A 16,110-nucleotide genomic window follows, 5' to 3' on the forward strand; every position below is an offset into this window, starting at 1 on the left:
CGGCGCGGAGCTTGGGCCGGGTGGCTGAGGCGGGCGCCGGGGCTGCGGCCGGAGCCGGATCAGGAACAGGTGCCGGAGCAGGAACAGGCGCCGGAGCCTGGCCAGAGGCCGGGTCCGGAGCCGGAGTGGAAACAGGAGCCCGGTCAGGGGCCTGGGCTGTGGGTGGGGTCGGGTGCGGATCTCCCACGGGTCTCTCCTCGCGCGTATCGAGGTGCGGATCCGCCGCGGGGCGGACGTGATCGCCGCCGACGATATGACGCCCCGTCAGATTCGGGAAGGGGGTGTGCGCGTGGTGGGCCCGGGGCGGGTGTCACCCTCTGTGGCTGTTCATGCGGAAGGCCCCGGTGCGCGTGATGCGCGCACCGGGGCCTTCCGCGGCAGAACTCAGCTCGTTGCGGCGCAGTTCGGGCAGATGCCGCGGTAGGTCACCTCGACGTTGGAGACCGTGAATCCGAACCGTTCGTCGCTCGGCAGATCCGCCAGCGGGTCGCCGGCCGGATGCACGTCGCGGATGGTGCCGCAGCGCGCGCAGACGAGGTGGTGATGGGGGCGGTGTGCGTTCGGGTCGTAGCGCTTGGCGCGGCGGTCCGTGGAAACCTCTATGACCTCACCGAGCGTCACCATCTCGCCCAGGGTGTTGTAGACGGTGGCGCGGGAGATCTCGGGCAGCTTCGCAACGGCGCGGGCATGGACCTCGTCCGCCGTCAGGTGCACATGGTCCCCGTCGAGGACCTCGGCCACGACGCGCCGCTGGGCGGTCATGCGCCAGCCGCGTCCGCGAAGTCGTTCCAGCAGGTCACTCATAAGCACAAGCCTAACAGTGGGGGGACCAGGTCCCGAGCCGATATGAATTTGGATGTTCACTTGACTTGGACAATGTCCATTGTAGGATCGGGATCGGCATAGGCCAAGGGACAGGCTGTGCAGGACATGACGAATGTGCAGGAACGACGCAGGAGGCGCACGTGACGCAGGGACCGCTCACCACGGAGGCCGGCGCGCCGGTCGCCGACAACCAGAACAGCCAGACCGCTGGCGTCGGCGGTCCCGTGCTGGTGCAGGACCAGTCGCTGCTGGAGAAGCTCGCGCACTTCAACCGTGAGCGCATTCCGGAGCGCATCGTGCACGCCCGCGGCGCCGGCGCGTACGGCACGTTCACGCTGACCCGTGACGTCTCGCAGTGGACGCGGGCGAAGTTCCTCTCCGAGGTCGGCAAGCAGACCGAGACGTTCCTCCGCTTCTCGACCGTCGCGGGCAACCTCGGCTCGGCGGACGCGGTGCGTGACCCCCGCGGCTTCGCGCTGAAGTTCTACACCGAAGAGGGCAACTACGACCTCGTCGGAAACAACACCCCGGTGTTCTTCGTCAAGGACGCCATCAAGTTCCCGGACTTCATCCACACCCAGAAGCGCGACCCGTACACCGGCTCGCAGGAGGCGGACAACGTCTGGGACTTCTGGGGTCTGTCGCCCGAGTCCACCCACCAGGTGACCTGGCTCTTCGGCGACCGCGGCATTCCGGCCACGCTGCGTCACATGAACGGGTACGGCTCGCACACGTACCAGTGGAACAACGAGGCCGGCGAGGTCTTCTGGGTCAAGTACCACTTCAAGACCGACCAGGGCATCAAGAACCTCCCCCAGGACGAGGCCAACAAGCTCGCCGGTGAGGACCCCGACAGCCACCAGCGTGACCTGCGCGAGGCGATCGAGCGCGGCGACTTCCCGTCCTGGACGGTGCAGGTCCAGATCATGCCGGCGGCCGAGGCGGCCACGTACCGCTTCAACCCGTTCGACCTCACCAAGGTGTGGCCGCATGCGGACTACCCGCCGATCGAGATCGGGAAGCTGGAGCTCAACCGCAACCCGGAGAACATCTTCGCCGAGGTCGAGCAGTCGATCTTCAGCCCCGCGCACTTCGTGCCGGGCATCGGGCCGTCCCCCGACAAGATGCTCCAGGGCCGCCTCTTCGCGTACGGCGACGCCCACCGCTACCGCGTCGGCATCAACGCCGACCACCTGCCGGTGAACCGCCCGCACGCCACCGAGGCGCGCACCTACAGCCGTGACGGCTACCTGTACGACGGCCGCCACAAGGGTGCGAAGAACTACGAGCCGAACAGCTTCGGCGGCCCGGCCCAGACGGACCGGCCGTTGTGGGAGGCCACCCCGGTCGCGGGTGAGATCGGTACGCACGAGGCCCCGAGTCACGCCGAGGACAACGACTTCGTGCAGGCCGGAAACCTCTACCGGCTGTTCTCCGAGGACGAGAAGGTGCGGCTGATCGACAACCTCGCCGGGTTCATCGCCAAGGTGTCGCGCGATGACATCGCCGAGCGTGCGATCAACAACTTCCGCCAGGCGGACGGCGACTTCGGCAAGCGTCTGGAGGCCGCGGTCCAGGCCCTGCGCGGCTGACAGGGACGCCTGTCGTCGGTGGTGGGCCGGTTCCCTCTTCGGAGGGGACCGGCCCACCGGTCGTTCACGGGGGTCAGCCGACGAGTTCCGCGCGGGGGTGGCGCTTGGCGGGCGTCCAGCAGCGCAGGATGTCACGGACCGAGACGATGCCGACCGGCCCGTGGTCGTCCAGCACGATCAGGTGGCGGAACCCGCCGTGCGTCATGGCCTCCGCGGCCTCCGCCAGGGTCCAGGTGGGCGCGGCGAAGACCACGTCGGTGGTGGTGTGGGCGGAGGCGGTCTCGACATCGGGATTCCGCCCCGAGCCGACCGCGTTGAGGATGTCGCGCTCGGTGAGAATGCCGAGCCCGCTGGTGTCCCGGTCGAGAACGACCGCGGCTCCGACGTGCCGGACCGACATCAGCCGGGCGGCCTCGCGGAGCGTATGGGCGGGTCCGATGGTGAGGACCAGCGTGCTCATGGCGTCACGGACGAGCATGAAATGAGCCACCTCCTTCGCGAAACGACCGTGTGAGTCGATTCACAAGTTCACAAGCGGGGGGACTCTCAGAGTTGCATCGATGCGGGAACGGGACAAGGGGGGACGGGAGTCATCCGAGGGGCGTGCGGTGGTGCGCGCCTCCTGGGGGCGTGATCCGGGTCAGTAGCGCTGGTTCAGATAGCCCAGCAGTTCGTGGTGGAGCAGCCCGTTCGAGGCCGCCGCGTTACCGCCGCCGGGACCGGACACCCCGTCCAGGCTGGTGAACTCGCCGCCCGCCTCCTGGACGATGATCGCGTTGGCCGCCATGTCCCAGAGCGAGAGCTCCGGCTCCGCGCAGATGTCGACCGATCCCTCGGCGACCATCATGTACGGCCAGAAATCCCCGTACCCACGAGTGCGCCAGCAGGCCCTGGTCAGATCCAGGAACCCGTCGAGCCGGCCCTGCTCCTCCCAGCCGCTCAGCGACGCGTACGCGAACGAGGCGTCCGCGATCCGCTCCACCTTCGACACCTGCAGCCGGGTCGCGGAGGTCAGGCTGCGGCCGAAGAACGCGCCCGCGCCCTTCGCCGCCCACCAGCGCCGGTTCAGCGCGGGCGCCGACACCACGCCGACCACCGGCTGGAACCCCTCCTCACCGGCCTCCATCAGCGAGATGAGCGTCGCCCAGACCGGCACGCCACGCACGTAGTTCTTGGTGCCGTCGATCGGGTCGACGACCCAGCGCCGCGGGCCAGTGCCCTCGATTCCGAACTCCTCGCCCAGGATCGCGTCGCGCGGGCGGGCCCGATGGAGGTGACCACGGATCAGTTCCTCAGCGGCCTTGTCGGCCTCGCTCACCGGCGTCATGTCCGGCTTGGTCTCGACCTTGAGGTCCAGAGCCTTGAACCGGTCCATCGTCGCCGCGTCGGCGGCGTCCGCCAGCACATGGGCGAGGCGCAGATCATCGTGGTAATCGGGCATGCCGTCACAGTATCGATCGCAGGTGAACAGAGCCACCGGGCCTCGGGCTGCGCGGACCATTGACAGTCCACGGGAGCGCGTCAACTCTGGAACGCGGAGCCCTTGGCGCGGGAGGCGACGATGCCCACGGCGCGAGACGCATTGCTGGACGCCGCCCTCACGGCGTTGGCCACCCTGCCCTGGCCGGCGGTGCGCATGGTCGATGTCGCGGTCACCGCAGGGGTCTCCCGGCAGACCCTCTACAACGAGTTCGGCAGCAAGGACGGTCTGGCCCGCGCCCTCGTCCGGAGCGCGGCCGACGGCTATCTGACCGGTGTCGAACGGGCGCTGGGGTCGCCAGGCGGTACGGGGGACAGGCTGACCGCCACCGCCGTCTGGACCGTCCGCGCCGTCCGCACGAACGCCCTCGTCAGGGGATTGCTCACGGGCTGCTGGAGCGACCGGTTACCCCGTCCCGTACGCCCGGCCGTGCCGACCGCCTCGCGCGTGCCCGCCCAGCGGCGTGCCGACTCCGGGACGCCGACGCCCGCCGAACTGCTCGGCGAGGCCCGGGGGCGCGCGGTGGCCGCCCTCGACGAGGGACGGCCCCCGCCCGACATCGAGGCACTGGCCGTGACCTGCGAGATCGCGCTCCGGCTGGCACTCAGCTACGCGCTGGTGCCGGCCCTCCCGGGGACGGACGCCGGGACAGGGCCGGAGTGGGACCTGGCGCCGCTGGTGCGCGAGCTGGTGGAACGGCTGCCCGCCGGGTGAACGCCGGCCGGGTCCGGGGCCGTCGGACCCAGGGCCCGATCCGGGGTCAGTGGGACGAGCCCGAGAGCTGCAGCCCGATCACACCGATGATCACCAGGGAGATCGAGACCAGCTTGAGGGTGGAGACCACGTCGTCGAGGAAGACCATGCCGTAGATCGCGGTCCCCGCCGCGCCGATGCCCGTCCACACGGCGTAGGCGGGCCCCACGTCGAGCTTCTTCAGCGACAGCGTCAGCAGACCGAAGCTGCCGAGGGCGAAGACGCAGAACGCGATGGTCGGCCAGAGCCGGGTGAACCCGTGCGAGAGCTTCAGGCAGACGGCGAAGCCGGTCTCCAGCAGCCCCGCGACCACGACCAGCAGCCACGCCATCGTCAGTGCCCTCCCACGTCGGTGACCGCCTTGCCTCGCTGGGTGTGATTATGCACTTACCGGTGGCCGCGGATGGCAAACGTGCCCGGGTCAGTCGCCTTCGCGTCGTTCCCGGGTGGAGAGCAGCCGCCGCAGCGAGTCCAGCCGCGCCGGATCGGCGTGGCCGTCCGCAACCCAGGCGTCCAGGGCGCATTCCGGTTCCTGGCCGTCGTGGGTGCAGCCGCGCGGGCACTCCTCGGTGCCGGGCTCCAGGTCCGGGAAGGCGTGGATCACCCGGGACGGGTCGATGTGGTTGAGCCCGAAGGAGCGCACACCCGGGGTGTCGATCACCCAGCCGCGGTAGTCGGGCAGGGGGAGCGCCAGCGCCGAGGTGGTGGTGTGCCGGCCACGGCCGGTGACCGCGTTGACGACCCCCGTCGTACGCCGCCGGTCCTTCGGCACGAGCGCGTTGACCAGCGTCGTCTTTCCGACGCCGGAGTGCCCGACGAAGGCGGTGACCCGGTCGTTCAGCTGCTCGCGGACCCGCTCCGCCGCGTCGCCGTTCTCCAGCTCCTCGCGGCTGGTGACGATGAACGGGACGCCCAGCGGGGTGTACGCCTCCAGCAGCTTGTCCGGGGAGGCGAGGTCGGACTTGGTGAGCACGAGGAGCGGGGAGAGTCCGCCGTCGTACGCGGCGACCAGACAGCGGTCGATCATCCGCGGGCGGGGTTCCGGATCGGCCAGCGCGGTGACGATCGCCAGCTGGTCGGCGTTGGCTACGACCACCCGCTCGAACGGATCGTCGTCGTCCGCGGTCCGGCGCAGCACCGAGCGGCGCTCACCGATGCGGACGATGCGGGCGAGGGTGTCCTTGGCGCCGGACAGATCGCCTACGAGGGAGACGGTGTCGCCCACCACGGCGGCCTTCCGGCCCAGCTCGCGGGCCTTCATCGCCATGACCGTACGACCGTCGACGAGGCAGGTTAGGCGGCCGCGGTCGACGGTGAGGACCATGCCTTCCTCGGCGTCCTCGTGCTTCGGGCGGGTGTGCGTACGAGGACGGTTGCCCTTCGGGTTGGGGCGGGTCCGGATGTCGTCCTCGTCGGGGTTCTTGCCGTAGCGGCGCATCTCTCAGGCCCCGAGCATTCCGGTCCACATCTGCGGGAAGTCCGGCAGGGTCTTGGCGGTTGTCGCCACGTTCTCGATCTCCACTCCGGGGACGGCAAGGCCGATGATCGACCCCGCGGTGGCCATCCGGTGGTCGTCGTACGTATGGAAGGTACCGCCGTGCAGCGGTCGCGGGCGGATGTGGAGCCCGTCGGCGGTCTCGGTGACATCGCCGCCGAGCTCGTTGATCTCCTTGGTGAGCGCGGCGAGCCGGTCCGTCTCGTGCAGCCGCAGGTGTGCGACGCCGCTCAGGGTGGACGGGCCGTCGGCGAGGGCGGCGACGGCCGCGATGCCCGGGGTGAGCTCGCCGACCTCGCCGAGGTCGACGTCGATGCCGTGGATCCGGCCCGAACCGGTGAGGGTGAGCCCGTGCTCGGTCAGCTCGCAGCTGCCGCCCATCGCGGTGAAGATCTCCCGCAGCGCGTCGCCCGGCTGGGTGGTGCGCTCGGGCCAGTCGGGAATGGTGACCCGGCCGCCGGTGACCAGCGCCGCCGCGAGGAACGGCTGGGCGTTGGAGAGATCGGGCTCGACGGTCAGATCACGGCCGAGCAGAGCGGAGTGGGAGACCCGCCAGACGTTCGGCTCGCCGCCCGTCTCCGGCTCGTCGACCTGGGCACCGACGGCCCGCAGCATGTCGACGGTCATCCGGATGTGCGGCATGGAAGGGAGCCTGGCGCCGGTGTGGCGCACCTCCACGCCCTGGTTGTAGCGCGGCGCCGACAGGAGCAGCGCCGAGACGAACTGGGAGGACGAGGAGGCGTCGATCGCCACCGCTCCGCCGTCCAGCGCGCCGGCGCCGTGCACGGTCATCGGGAGCGAGCCGCGTCCGTCGTCGTCGATCCGGGCACCGAGCACCCGCAGGGCGTCGATCACGCCGTTCAGCGGGCGCTCGTACGAACGGGGGTCGCCGTCGAAGCGGACCGGGCCGTCGGCGAGGGCCGCGACCGGCGGCAGGAAGCGCATGACCGTCCCGGCGTTGCCGACGTCGATCGTGGTGGGGCCGTGCAGCCCGGCCGGGATGATCCGCCAGGCCTCGCCGGAGCAGTCCGGGCCGTCCGCGACGGAGGAGCTGGACGACACCGTCTCCTCGATGCCGACGCCCATGGCGCGCAGCGCCTCGGCCATCAGCAGGGTGTCGCGGGAGCGCAGCGGGCGGCGCAGCCAGCCGGGCTCGGCGGCGAGCGCGGCGAGGACGAGCGCGCGATTGGTGACCGATTTCGATCCGGGCACGGTGACGGTCGCGTCGACGGCTCCACTCGCATATGGGGCGGGCCAGAGGGCGGGGTGCACGGCACTTTCGGTCATGGACCTCACTTTAGACCGACCGGCAATTGGGCGGCGGCGTCGCGGGGCTGGGCACGCGCATCTGCGGCGTTGTCGTCAATCACCAACGCTCCTTCCCCAAGCTCTCGGCTTCGCTCGAGCAGGGGAGACCCCATCTGCCTCAATCCAGCAGCTGCACGAACCCAGCCCCGCTCCTTCTCCCACCCCCCAATTGCCGGTCGGTCTAAGCGGTTCATCGCAAACCCGAATCTCGATCAAACAAGACGAAACCGGTATGCAACGCCGGCGTGGTAGGCGTCGCCGGCCGACTGCGGCCCTCACATGCCCAGCAGCCAGCGCCCGCCGCCGATCAGCGAGCACAGCGACACCGCGTGGAAGAGGAACAGCCAGAGCGCGGCCGGCACGTCCGTCAGCCGCGACAGCTGGTCCGCGTCCGAGTCCGGCGCACCGCCGTGCCGCCGCTTCGACTGGAGTTCGAAGGCCGGGCGTACGCCGCCGAGCAGCAGGAACCACACCACGGTGTACGCGAACAGTGACTGCACGGCCGGCGAGGCCAGCCAGGACACCAGCAGGAAGGCCGATCCGGTGAAGATCAGCGCCAGCGCCCCGTACACATTGCGGATCATCACCAGCATCACCGCGAGCAGCGCGGTGGCCAGCCACAGGAACAGCGTGATCCTGCCGTTGACCAGCAGCCACGCCCCGCCCAGGCCCAGCAGCGACGGGGCGGTGTAGCCCGCCGCCGCGGTCAGGATCATCCCGATGCCGGTCGGCTTGCCGCGGCTGACCGTCAGCCCGCTGGTGTCCGAGTGCAGCCGGATGCCGGACAGCTGCCGCCCGGTGCACAGCGCGATCAGCCCGTGGCCGCCCTCGTGCGCGATGGTGATCGTGTTGCGGGTCAGCCGCCATATGAAATTCGGCACGACGGCGATCAGCGCGAGCGTGCCGGTCACCACCACCAGCCACTGCTCGGGGAGGGGCTGGGTGCCGAAGACGCGGTCCCACAGATTGCCCAGATCGGTGCTGTCCATGGTGGGGGCGGCTCCTTGCGGTATCGGCGTCCTGCCGGCGTGACGGTCGTGGCAGTCTGGCACTTATGTGCGGACGGTATGCAGCGAGTCGGCGGCCCGAGGACCTGACCGGACTCTTCCGGGTCGAGAAGTGGGAACCGGCCGAGACCCTGGCGCCCGATTGGAACGTGGCGCCGACCAAGAAGGTCTACGCCGTGCTGGAACGTCCATGGAAAGACGCAGACGATCAACGTCCGGTTCGCCAGTTGCGTGCCCTGAAATGGGGGCTCGTGCCGTCCTGGGCGAAGTCCCCCGAGGGCGCCGCACGCATGATCAACGCCCGTGCGGAGACCGTCCACGAGAAGCCGTCCTTCCGCCGTCCCTTCGTCTCGCGGCGCTGCATCCTGCCCGCCGACGGCTACTACGAGTGGGTCACCGGCGTGAATGAGCGGCAGCTGGAGGAGAAGGGGAAGAAGAAGCGGCCGCGGAAGCAGCCGTACTTCGTGACACCCGCCGACGGATCGGTCTTCGCGATGGCCGGGCTGTACGAGTTCTGGCGCGACCGGACCCTGCCGGACGACCACCCGATGGCCTGGTGGGTGACCTGCTCGGTGATCACGACCGAGGCGGAGGCCACCCCGCTCGCCGTCGCCCCCGCCGAGGGCCCGGCCGCGCTCGCCGACATCCACCCCCGGATGCCGCTGATGCTGACCCCGGACCGGTGGGACGCCTGGCTCGACCCGTCGCGCACCGACGTCGAGGAACTGAAGGGGCTGCTCGCACCGCCGCCGGGCGGCCTGATGCGGGCCTACCCGGTCGCCACGGCCGTCAGCAACGTCCGCAACAACGGCCCCGAACTGCTGGAGGAGCTGGCCGCGCCGGAGACGAGCACCCTCTTCTGACCGCTCACCGGGAAGGATGGCGCGCATGAGTGCCGCAGAGACGGGCAGTGAGCGGGAGACCGAGACGGTCGACACCGAGGCCGGGCCGGCCAGGATCACCTGGCTGCCCGCGAAGACGGCGAACAGCGCCACGTCCGCGAAGACGGCGAACAGCGCCACGTCCGCGAAGACGGCGAACAGCGCCACGTCCGTCAGGAGCGCGGGTGCCCGGCTGGTGCTGGCCGTCGGTCACGGCGCGGGCGGCGGCGTCGGGACCCGGGACCTCCGGGCCCTGGCCGCCGCGCTGCCCGCCCACGGGGTGACCGTCGCCCTGGTGGAGCAGCCGTGGCGGGTCGCCGGCAAGAAGGTCGCGCCCGCCCCGAAGACCCTGGATTCCGGGTGGCGGGGCCTGTGGCCCGCGCTGACCGCGGCGGGGCTGCCCGTCGTCGCGGGCGGGCGCAGCGCCGGGGCGCGGGTGGCCTGCCGGACGGCGACGGAGCTCGGCGCCCACGCCGTCCTCGCGCTCAGCTTCCCGCTGCACCCACCGGGAAAGCCGGAGAAGTCCCGCAAGGACGAGCTCCTCGGGTCCGGCGTACCCACGCTCGTCGTCCAGGGCGGCAACGACCCGTTCGGGCGGCCCGCCGAATTTCCTCCGGGGGAGTACGAGCTCGCCGAGGTGCCGTACGCCGACCACGGGTTTGCCGTACCGAAGAAGTCCGGCCTGAGCGAGGATCAGGCCATGGAGATCCTCACCACCGCCGTGACCGGATGGCTGTCCGCCCTCGCGTGACGCACCCCTGAGCCACCCTCCCCGGGAATGCTGAGCCAGGGGCGACTGTTGTGGGTGTCATCGGTACATCAACGTCGTATGTGGAGAGGGAGTCCGTCGCATGGGTTCGACCATCTGCCCGCGTCGCTCGAACGCCGCTGACCTGGAGTGGACGGTCCTGCATGCGGCCAAGACCACTCCCGAGCGGGCACTGAGCGGATCGGATCGACAGCCCGCCACGAAGCAAGGTCGACTATTCTCCGATTCGAGCGGGTCCGGTTTCGGCTCCGCCACAGCGTTGGAGGAGGTGGGTCCGGTCACTGGGACCGACACAGGGACCGACGACGGCCGCGCGCAGGAGACGACCGCCGAGCGCAACGCGCGCTTCGAGCGGGACGCTCTCGGTTTCCTCGACCAGATGTACTCGGCCGCGCTGCGTATGACGCGCAACCCCGCGGACGCCGAGGACCTGGTCCAGGAGACCTATGCCAAGGCGTACGGCTCCTTCCACCAGTTCCGTGAGGGCACGAACCTCAAGGCGTGGATGTACCGCATCCTCACCAACACGTTCATCAACTCGTACCGCAAGAAGCAGCGCGAACCCCAGCGCAGCGCCGCCGAGGAGATCGAGGACTGGCAGCTGGCGCGCGCCGAGTCGCACATGTCGACCGGTCTGCGCTCCGCCGAGTCGCAGGCCCTCGACCACCTGCCCGACTCGGATGTGAAGTCCGCTCTGCAGGCGATCCCCGAAGAGTTCCGCATTGCCGTGTATCTCGCCGATGTAGAGGGCTTTGCCTACAAGGAGATCGCGGACATCATGGGGACTCCCATCGGTACGGTGATGTCCCGACTGCACCGGGGCCGCCGCCAACTGCGCGGCATGCTGGAGGACTACGCCCGCGAGCGCGGGCTCGTCCCGGCCGGTGCCGGAGAGTCGGACGATCGGAAAGGCTCGGGCTCATGAGCTGCGGAGAGCCGCACGAGACGGACTGCTCAGAGGTCCTCGATCATCTGTATGAGTTTCTCGACCACGAGATGCCCGACAGCGACTGCACCAAGTTCGAGGTGCACTTCGAGGAGTGCTCCCCGTGCCTGGAGAAGTACGGGCTGGAACAGGCCGTGAAGAAGCTGGTGAAGCGCTGCTGCGGCCAGGACGACGTGCCGAGCGATCTGCGCTCAAAGGTGATGGGCCGGATCGACCTGATCCGCTCGGGCCAGGCCGTGCCCGAGCAGGACGTGACGGCGTCGGAGTCCGGCCGGCCGGCCGCCGCCAAGGAGTGATGCCTGGCGGGCGCCACGCGTAGCGGCGCCCCCGTATCAACCGGCTCTCCGCCGCATCACCCGAAGGTGCTAATCGGGCTCATTGAGCGTCGGTAGGACGCACAACTCGCTAGCGTGGCGCCTCCATTGAGCAGTGGGGGAGGCGGGCGGGGCGGGTGAGAGCCACACGGGGGGCGGCGCGCGCGTACATCCTGGCGGCCGCGGTCGGTGCCCTGTTCTGTGCGCTCCCCGCGCTGCGCCCCGGCGCCGGGACGCCGTGGGTCACCGTCGGACTGCTCGCCGGCCTCTATCTGGTCTGCGAACTCCCGGGGCGCTGCCCCTTCTTCGGCAGTTCCGTGCCGATCCGTGCCGGATCTTTCTTTCCGCTGCTGCTGGCCGCCGCCTTTCTGCTGCCGCCCGCCGCGGCCGCCCTGGTCGCGATACCCGGCTCGCTGGCCGGCCGGGTGGAGACGCCGCCCGCCACCGCCCGGCGTGTCTGGCGGGCCGCGCAGCTCGCCGTCACCGTCCGGGCGGCCTCGTCCGTCCACGGTCTGCTCGGCGGGACCGTCACGCTCGGCGCCGCGGGCAGTGGCTCCGACCGGCTTCCCGACCTCCCGTACGCGCTGCTGCCCGCCTGCGCCGCCGCCCTGGTGTTCAGCCTCGTCCTGACCGCGCTGGACGGCTCGATCCTGGTCGCGGCGGAACGGCTGCCCGTCCGACGTGCCTGGATCGGACTGCCGGCCCGCTCGCTGGGACCGCATCTGGTGCACGGACTCGCCGGGCTGATGATGGCCGTCCTGTGGCGCGGCCCGTACGGACCGCTGTCCGCGCTCATCGTCCTGCTGCCGATGTACATCTCCTGCTGGGTCTTCGCCCAGTACCACCGCGAGCACGCCGCCCACCGCGCCACCATCAGGGCCCTGGTGCAGGCCGTCGACATCAAGGACACGTACACCCGCGGGCACAGCGAACGCGTCGGTCGGGCCTCCGTCCTCATCGCCCGCGAACTGGGCATGGACCAGAGCCGCCTGGAGGTCCTTCGGTTCGCCGGGATCCTGCACGACGTCGGCAAGCTCGGCGTCCCGACCCGGGTGCTCCGCAAGGACGGGCCGCTCACTCCGGAGGAACGGCGGGTGATCGAACTGCATCCGGAGTACGGGCACGAGATCGTCCGCGGCATCGGCTTCCTCGGCGAGGCACGAGCCGCGATCCTGCACCACCACGAACGGCTCGACGGCAGCGGCTACCCGTACGGCCTCAGCGGGCGGGAGATCCCCGAGTACGCCCGGGTCGTCGCGGTGGCGGACGCCTTCGACGCGATGACGTCGACCCGGTCCTACCGGCGGGGGCGGCCGGTGCCCGTGGCGCTGGAGGAGCTGAAGCGGTGCGCCGGCACGCAGTTCGATCCGCGGATGGTGCGGGCGCTGGTGCGGGCACTGGACCGGCACGGCTGGTCGGCGGCGACGGCCGTGGTCACGGCGGACGAGACGATTTTGCGGCCCCGGCGGGAGGAGGCGCCCGGCCCCGCGGTTCCCGCCGACGGGCCGGGCGAGGTCGCCCCGGGCCCGCGGCCGTCCGCGGACCGTCCCCGATGACCCGGGCCGCCGGCGGCCGGCCGACGGTGGCGCCCCCCGCCGTCCTCGCCGTTCGTGGCGCCGCCGCCGTGCTGGCCACCGCCGGGCTCGGCCACACCCTCTGGGGCGGCGTCCACGAACCCGGCCACGCCCTCGCTTTCGGGGTGCTGATCACCGTCGGCGAACTGGCCCGCTGGGGCGCGCTGCCCGGCGAGCGCGAGCCCGCGCCCCTCGGGGCCGCCGGAGCACTCGCGTACGCCCTCCTCGGCCGCAGCGGCGGCGCGCCCACCACCCACGGCGTCCTCCAGGTGATCGCCGTCCTCACCGCGGCGCAGCTCGTCGCCTGCGTCCCCCAGGTGGCGCGCGGCAGCGGCCCGGCGCCCGACCGGGTGACCCGCCGCATCCTGACGGTCACCTTCGCCGCCGTGTGCTTTCAGCCGCTGTACAACTCCGGCCGCGTCCCGGACCGGTTCGGCGAAGGTCCGTACTACGTGCTCTTCATGCTCCTGCTCCTCGCCCTGACCGCTCTGTGCGACGCCGTGCTCGCCGCCCTGCTGTTGCGTTCGCGCACCGGCCATCCGTACGGGCCACTGCTCCGCGACGAGCTGCGCGCGCTCATCGGCATCGGTTCTGCGGTCTGCGCGACCGGGGTCGTGATGGCTCTCGGGGTTGCCGTCGCCGGCCTGTGGGCGCTGCCCGTGCTGTGCGTACCGCTGCTGCTGACCCAGGTCTCGTTCCGCCGGTTCGTCGCCGTGCGCACCACCTACCGGCAGACGATCACCTCGCTCGCCCGGTCCACCGAGATCGCCGGGTACACCCCGCCCGGGCACGCCCGCAGGGTCGCGACGCTCTGTACCGCCGTCGGCCGTGAACTGGGGCTCTCCGGGAGCGAGCTGACCGTGCTGGAGTACGCGGCTCTGATGCACGACATCGGCCAGCTCTCCCTCGTCGACCCGGTCCCGGACGGGGCGACGGCCGCCCTGCCCACCGCCGAGCAACGCCGGATCGCGCTGCTCGGCGGGGCCGTGGTGCGGCAGACAGGGGTGGACGCGGAGGTCGCCGTGGTGGTGGAGCGGCAGGCCGACCCCTACCGGGAGCAGCCGCTGTCCGCCAGGATCGTCAGGGCCGTCAACGCATACGACGACCTCTGCGGGGAAAGTCTCATCGGGCCGCTGGGTGCACTGGAGCAACTCAGGCTCGGGACCGGTCACGACTACCAGCCCGAGGTCGTGGAATCACTGGCCCGAGTCCTGGCCCGGGGCGGTCTGACCCCCGTCCCGCCTGGGTAACCCATGGGTAATGAGCGGGCGTCCGGCCGGGCATGGTTGGATGCGAAGAAGAGCGGAAAACGAGGGTGTCCAGTCGGGACAGGCGGGAATCGTGAGGATCTTCGGGAAGGTACGGCATCGGCCCTCCGCCTCTTGGCGGCAGGCCACGGACCGCGCGTTCACGCTGATCGGCGACGGCCGGTACGAGGACGCGGGCGCGCTGCTGACACGTGCGGCGGACCTGGAGCCCTGGCTCTCCGAGTCATGGTTCAACCTTGCGCTGCTGCATAAATTCCGGCATGACTGGGAACAGGCGAGAGCCGCCGGCCTCCGGGCCGTCGCGCTGCTCGACAAGGAATCCGGCGCTCCTGACTGGTGGAACGTCGGGATCGCCGCCACCGCGTTGCAGGACTGGCCGCTGGCTCGCCGCGCCTGGCAGGCGTACGGCCTGAAGGTGCCGGGCACCGGCCAGCACACCTCGGCGGCCAACAGCGAGCCCGTCGGCATGGAGCTGGGCAGCGCCGCGGTACGGCTGTCGCCGGAGGGCGAGGCCGAGGTGGTCTGGGGGCGCAGGCTCGATCCGGCCCGGATGGAGGTGCTCTCCATCCCGCTGCCGTCGTCCGGCCGCCGCTGGGGCGAGGTCGTCCTGCACGACGGGGTGCCGCACGGCGAGCGGGTCACCGCGGCCGGGCCCTCGTACCCCGTTTTCGACGAGATCGAGCTGTGGGCGCCGTCCCCCGTACCCACCTGGGTGGTGCTGCTCGAAGCGGCCACCGAGGCGGACCGGGACGCGCTGGAGCAGCTGGCGTCCGACGCCGGATTCGCCGCCGAGGACTGGTCGTCCTCCGTGCGGCTGCTCTGCCGGGCCTGCTCGGAGAGCCGGATGGAGAGCGACGAGGGTGACGGCGATCACCTCGATCCGCACGACCACAGCGAGCCGGGGCATCCGGGGCCGCTGGGTCACCGCACCGCCGGTGAGCTGTGGGTGCCCGAGCGTGAGTGCGGGATAGCGGCACCGGCCGGGCTGGTGCGCGGACTGCTGGACGGCTGGGTCGCGGACAGCCCGGACAGCCGTGAGTGGCGGGATCTCGAAGAAGTCTGCTGACCGGTGCCCGTAGGCTGTACGGGCACCGATGGCGGTGCACGGGTGTCCGGGCCCCGGACCTTCGGATGCCCGGGTTTCAGGTTTTGAGGAAGGCGTACGGCGGACATGGCGCAGCAGGAGACGGACGAGCAGATCAGGGTCGACGACGAGGGTTTCGTCGTGGACACGGAGGACTGTGAGGCGCGCGAGGCGGCGTACCGCGAGCGCGGCACCTCCCGTCCGATCACGGTCGTGGGCAACCCGGTGCTGCACAAGGAGTGCCGGGACGTCACCGAGTTCGACGACGAGCTGAGCCGGCTGATCGACGACATGTTCGCGAGCCAGCGGGCGGCGGAGGGCGTGGGCCTGGCCGCCAACCAGATCGGCGTCGACCTGAAGGTCTTCGTCTACGACTGCCCGGACGACGACGGTGTGCGGCACGTGGGCGCCGTCTGCAACCCGGTGCTGGAGGAGCTGGCCCCCGAGGACCGGATCCTGGACGACTCCAACGAGGGCTGCCTCTCCGTCCCGACGGCGTACGCCTCGCTGGCCCGCCCGGACTACGCCGTGGTCCGCGGCCAGGACGCCAAGGGCAACCCGGTCAGGATCCGGGGCAACGGCTACTTCGCCCGCTGCCTCCAGCACGAGACGGACCACCTGTACGGATACCTGTACATCGACCGGCTCTCGAAGCGCGACCGCAAGGACGCGCTGCGGCAGATGGCGGAGAACACGCCGCGCTACGAGATCGTGCCGAACGACTGAGCAGCCGCCGGCCGCTGCCGCAGGGCGGGCCCTGTTCTTCCTCGCGAGGGAGACCGGGCCCGCCGGTTCTTTTTCCCGCCGGATCGTC

At 70.9% G+C, this 16,110-nt stretch carries 17 protein-coding genes; 10 read left to right on the top strand and 7 right to left on the bottom strand.

Annotated features, from left to right (window positions below; translation table 11 throughout):
- Positions 1–384: 384 nt before the first annotated feature.
- Positions 385–804 carry a Fur family transcriptional regulator gene (locus tag OG936_RS23600; protein WP_266748423.1) on the bottom strand — a complete coding sequence of 140 codons (420 nt, stop codon included), beginning with the start codon at positions 802–804 and terminating at the stop codon, positions 385–387.
- Between the two features lie 161 nt (positions 805–965).
- Here OG936_RS23600 and OG936_RS23605 point away from each other — a divergent pair, with 161 nt between their 5' ends.
- A complete protein-coding gene (locus OG936_RS23605; RefSeq protein WP_406497246.1) occupies positions 966–2,417 on the top strand; it encodes a catalase in 1,452 nt (483 codons plus the stop codon).
- A gap of 73 nt (positions 2,418–2,490) precedes the next feature.
- Here OG936_RS23605 and OG936_RS23610 read toward each other — a convergent pair whose 3' ends face one another.
- Both OG936_RS23610 and hisN read right to left on the bottom strand, forming a co-directional pair.
- On the bottom strand, positions 2,491–2,895 hold the full coding sequence (locus tag OG936_RS23610) for a cyclic nucleotide-binding/CBS domain-containing protein (protein WP_383755654.1): 405 nt from the start codon (positions 2,893–2,895) through the stop codon (positions 2,491–2,493).
- 162 nt (positions 2,896–3,057) lie between these two features.
- Positions 3,058–3,858, bottom strand: coding sequence for a histidinol-phosphatase (hisN, locus tag OG936_RS23615; protein ID WP_406497248.1), 801 nt, complete (start codon positions 3,856–3,858; stop codon positions 3,058–3,060).
- Between the two features lie 120 nt (positions 3,859–3,978).
- Here hisN and OG936_RS23620 point away from each other — a divergent pair, with 120 nt between their 5' ends.
- Positions 3,979–4,611: a TetR/AcrR family transcriptional regulator gene (locus tag OG936_RS23620; RefSeq protein ID WP_406497250.1), complete on the top strand. Its 633-nt coding sequence runs from the start codon at positions 3,979–3,981 to the stop codon at positions 4,609–4,611.
- Between the two features lie 46 nt (positions 4,612–4,657).
- Here the strand turns inward: OG936_RS23620 and OG936_RS23625 are convergent, their stop codons facing one another.
- The 4 genes from OG936_RS23625 to OG936_RS23640 all read right to left on the bottom strand — a co-directional run bounded on the left by OG936_RS23625 (position 4,658) and on the right by OG936_RS23640 (position 8,442).
- Positions 4,658–4,981, bottom strand: coding sequence for a multidrug efflux SMR transporter (locus OG936_RS23625; RefSeq protein WP_266748446.1), 324 nt, complete (start codon positions 4,979–4,981; stop codon positions 4,658–4,660).
- A gap of 90 nt (positions 4,982–5,071) precedes the next feature.
- Positions 5,072–6,088 (bottom strand): ribosome small subunit-dependent GTPase A, encoded by a 1,017-nt coding sequence (gene rsgA, locus OG936_RS23630; protein ID WP_383755663.1) that lies wholly within the window; start codon positions 6,086–6,088, stop codon positions 5,072–5,074.
- 3 nt (positions 6,089–6,091) lie between these two features.
- Complete coding sequence (gene aroA, locus OG936_RS23635) at positions 6,092–7,432, bottom strand: 3-phosphoshikimate 1-carboxyvinyltransferase (RefSeq protein WP_406497253.1); 1,341 nt, start codon at positions 7,430–7,432, stop codon at positions 6,092–6,094.
- A gap of 296 nt (positions 7,433–7,728) precedes the next feature.
- Positions 7,729–8,442, bottom strand: a complete 714-nt coding sequence (locus OG936_RS23640) for a M50 family metallopeptidase (protein WP_406497255.1) — start codon at positions 8,440–8,442, stop codon at positions 7,729–7,731.
- A 65-nt stretch (positions 8,443–8,507) separates the two neighbouring features.
- On the opposite strand from OG936_RS23640, the gene OG936_RS23645 reads away from it, so the two are divergent.
- The 8 genes from OG936_RS23645 (at position 8,508) to def (ending at position 16,022) form a co-directional block, all read left to right on the top strand.
- Entirely contained in the window at positions 8,508–9,323 is an 816-nt protein-coding gene (locus OG936_RS23645) for an SOS response-associated peptidase (protein WP_406497257.1), read from the top strand.
- A gap of 25 nt (positions 9,324–9,348) precedes the next feature.
- Entirely contained in the window at positions 9,349–10,092 is a 744-nt protein-coding gene (locus OG936_RS23650) for an alpha/beta family hydrolase (RefSeq protein ID WP_406497259.1), read from the top strand.
- 286 nt (positions 10,093–10,378) lie between these two features.
- A complete protein-coding gene (locus OG936_RS23655; protein WP_189273941.1) occupies positions 10,379–11,035 on the top strand; it encodes a sigma-70 family RNA polymerase sigma factor in 657 nt (218 codons plus the stop codon).
- Entirely contained in the window at positions 11,032–11,352 is a 321-nt protein-coding gene (rsrA, locus tag OG936_RS23660; protein WP_266748452.1) for a mycothiol system anti-sigma-R factor, read from the top strand. Before OG936_RS23655 ends, rsrA begins: the two co-directional genes overlap by 4 nt.
- Positions 11,353–11,507: 155 nt before the next feature.
- Complete coding sequence (locus OG936_RS23665) at positions 11,508–12,926, top strand: HD-GYP domain-containing protein (RefSeq protein ID WP_406497261.1); 1,419 nt, start codon at positions 11,508–11,510, stop codon at positions 12,924–12,926.
- The gene (locus tag OG936_RS23670) at positions 12,923–14,194 is read left to right on the top strand and encodes an HD-GYP domain-containing protein (protein ID WP_406497263.1); all 1,272 of its coding nucleotides are present in this window, start codon (positions 12,923–12,925) and stop codon (positions 14,192–14,194) included. The genes OG936_RS23665 and OG936_RS23670 overlap by 4 nt, the downstream gene beginning before the upstream one ends.
- Positions 14,195–14,285: 91 nt before the next feature.
- Positions 14,286–15,278: a hypothetical protein gene (locus OG936_RS23675; RefSeq protein WP_266748455.1), complete on the top strand. Its 993-nt coding sequence runs from the start codon at positions 14,286–14,288 to the stop codon at positions 15,276–15,278.
- A gap of 105 nt (positions 15,279–15,383) precedes the next feature.
- Complete coding sequence (gene def / locus OG936_RS23680; protein ID WP_406497265.1) at positions 15,384–16,022, top strand: peptide deformylase; 639 nt, start codon at positions 15,384–15,386, stop codon at positions 16,020–16,022.
- Positions 16,023–16,110 lie beyond the last annotated feature (88 nt).

It is taken from the genome of Streptomyces sp. NBC_00846 (assembly GCF_045207325.1).
In the GTDB taxonomy this organism is placed as follows: domain Bacteria; phylum Actinomycetota; class Actinomycetes; order Streptomycetales; family Streptomycetaceae; genus Streptomyces.

What these genes read in the sequence shown, in the direction of transcription:
- OG936_RS23600 (WP_266748423.1), bottom strand. Translation starts at nt 804, where the DNA reads ATGAGTGACCTGCTGGAACGACTTCGCGGACGCGGCTGGCGCATGACC.
- OG936_RS23610 (WP_383755654.1), bottom strand. Translation starts at nt 2,895, where the DNA reads ATGCTCGTCCGTGACGCCATGAGCACGCTGGTCCTCACCATCGGACCC.
- hisN (WP_406497248.1), bottom strand. Translation starts at nt 3,858, where the DNA reads ATGCCCGATTACCACGATGATCTGCGCCTCGCCCATGTGCTGGCGGAC.
- OG936_RS23620 (WP_406497250.1), top strand. Translation starts at nt 3,979, where the DNA reads ATGCCCACGGCGCGAGACGCATTGCTGGACGCCGCCCTCACGGCGTTG.
- OG936_RS23625 (WP_266748446.1), bottom strand. Translation starts at nt 4,981, where the DNA reads ATGGCGTGGCTGCTGGTCGTGGTCGCGGGGCTGCTGGAGACCGGCTTC.
- rsgA (WP_383755663.1), bottom strand. Translation starts at nt 6,088, where the DNA reads ATGCGCCGCTACGGCAAGAACCCCGACGAGGACGACATCCGGACCCGC.
- aroA (WP_406497253.1), bottom strand. Translation starts at nt 7,432, where the DNA reads ATGACCGAAAGTGCCGTGCACCCCGCCCTCTGGCCCGCCCCATATGCG.
- OG936_RS23640 (WP_406497255.1), bottom strand. Translation starts at nt 8,442, where the DNA reads ATGGACAGCACCGATCTGGGCAATCTGTGGGACCGCGTCTTCGGCACC.
- OG936_RS23645 (WP_406497257.1), top strand. Translation starts at nt 8,508, where the DNA reads ATGTGCGGACGGTATGCAGCGAGTCGGCGGCCCGAGGACCTGACCGGA.
- OG936_RS23650 (WP_406497259.1), top strand. Translation starts at nt 9,349, where the DNA reads ATGAGTGCCGCAGAGACGGGCAGTGAGCGGGAGACCGAGACGGTCGAC.
- rsrA (WP_266748452.1), top strand. Translation starts at nt 11,032, where the DNA reads ATGAGCTGCGGAGAGCCGCACGAGACGGACTGCTCAGAGGTCCTCGAT.
- OG936_RS23670 (WP_406497263.1), top strand. Translation starts at nt 12,923, where the DNA reads ATGACCCGGGCCGCCGGCGGCCGGCCGACGGTGGCGCCCCCCGCCGTC.
- def (WP_406497265.1), top strand. Translation starts at nt 15,384, where the DNA reads ATGGCGCAGCAGGAGACGGACGAGCAGATCAGGGTCGACGACGAGGGT.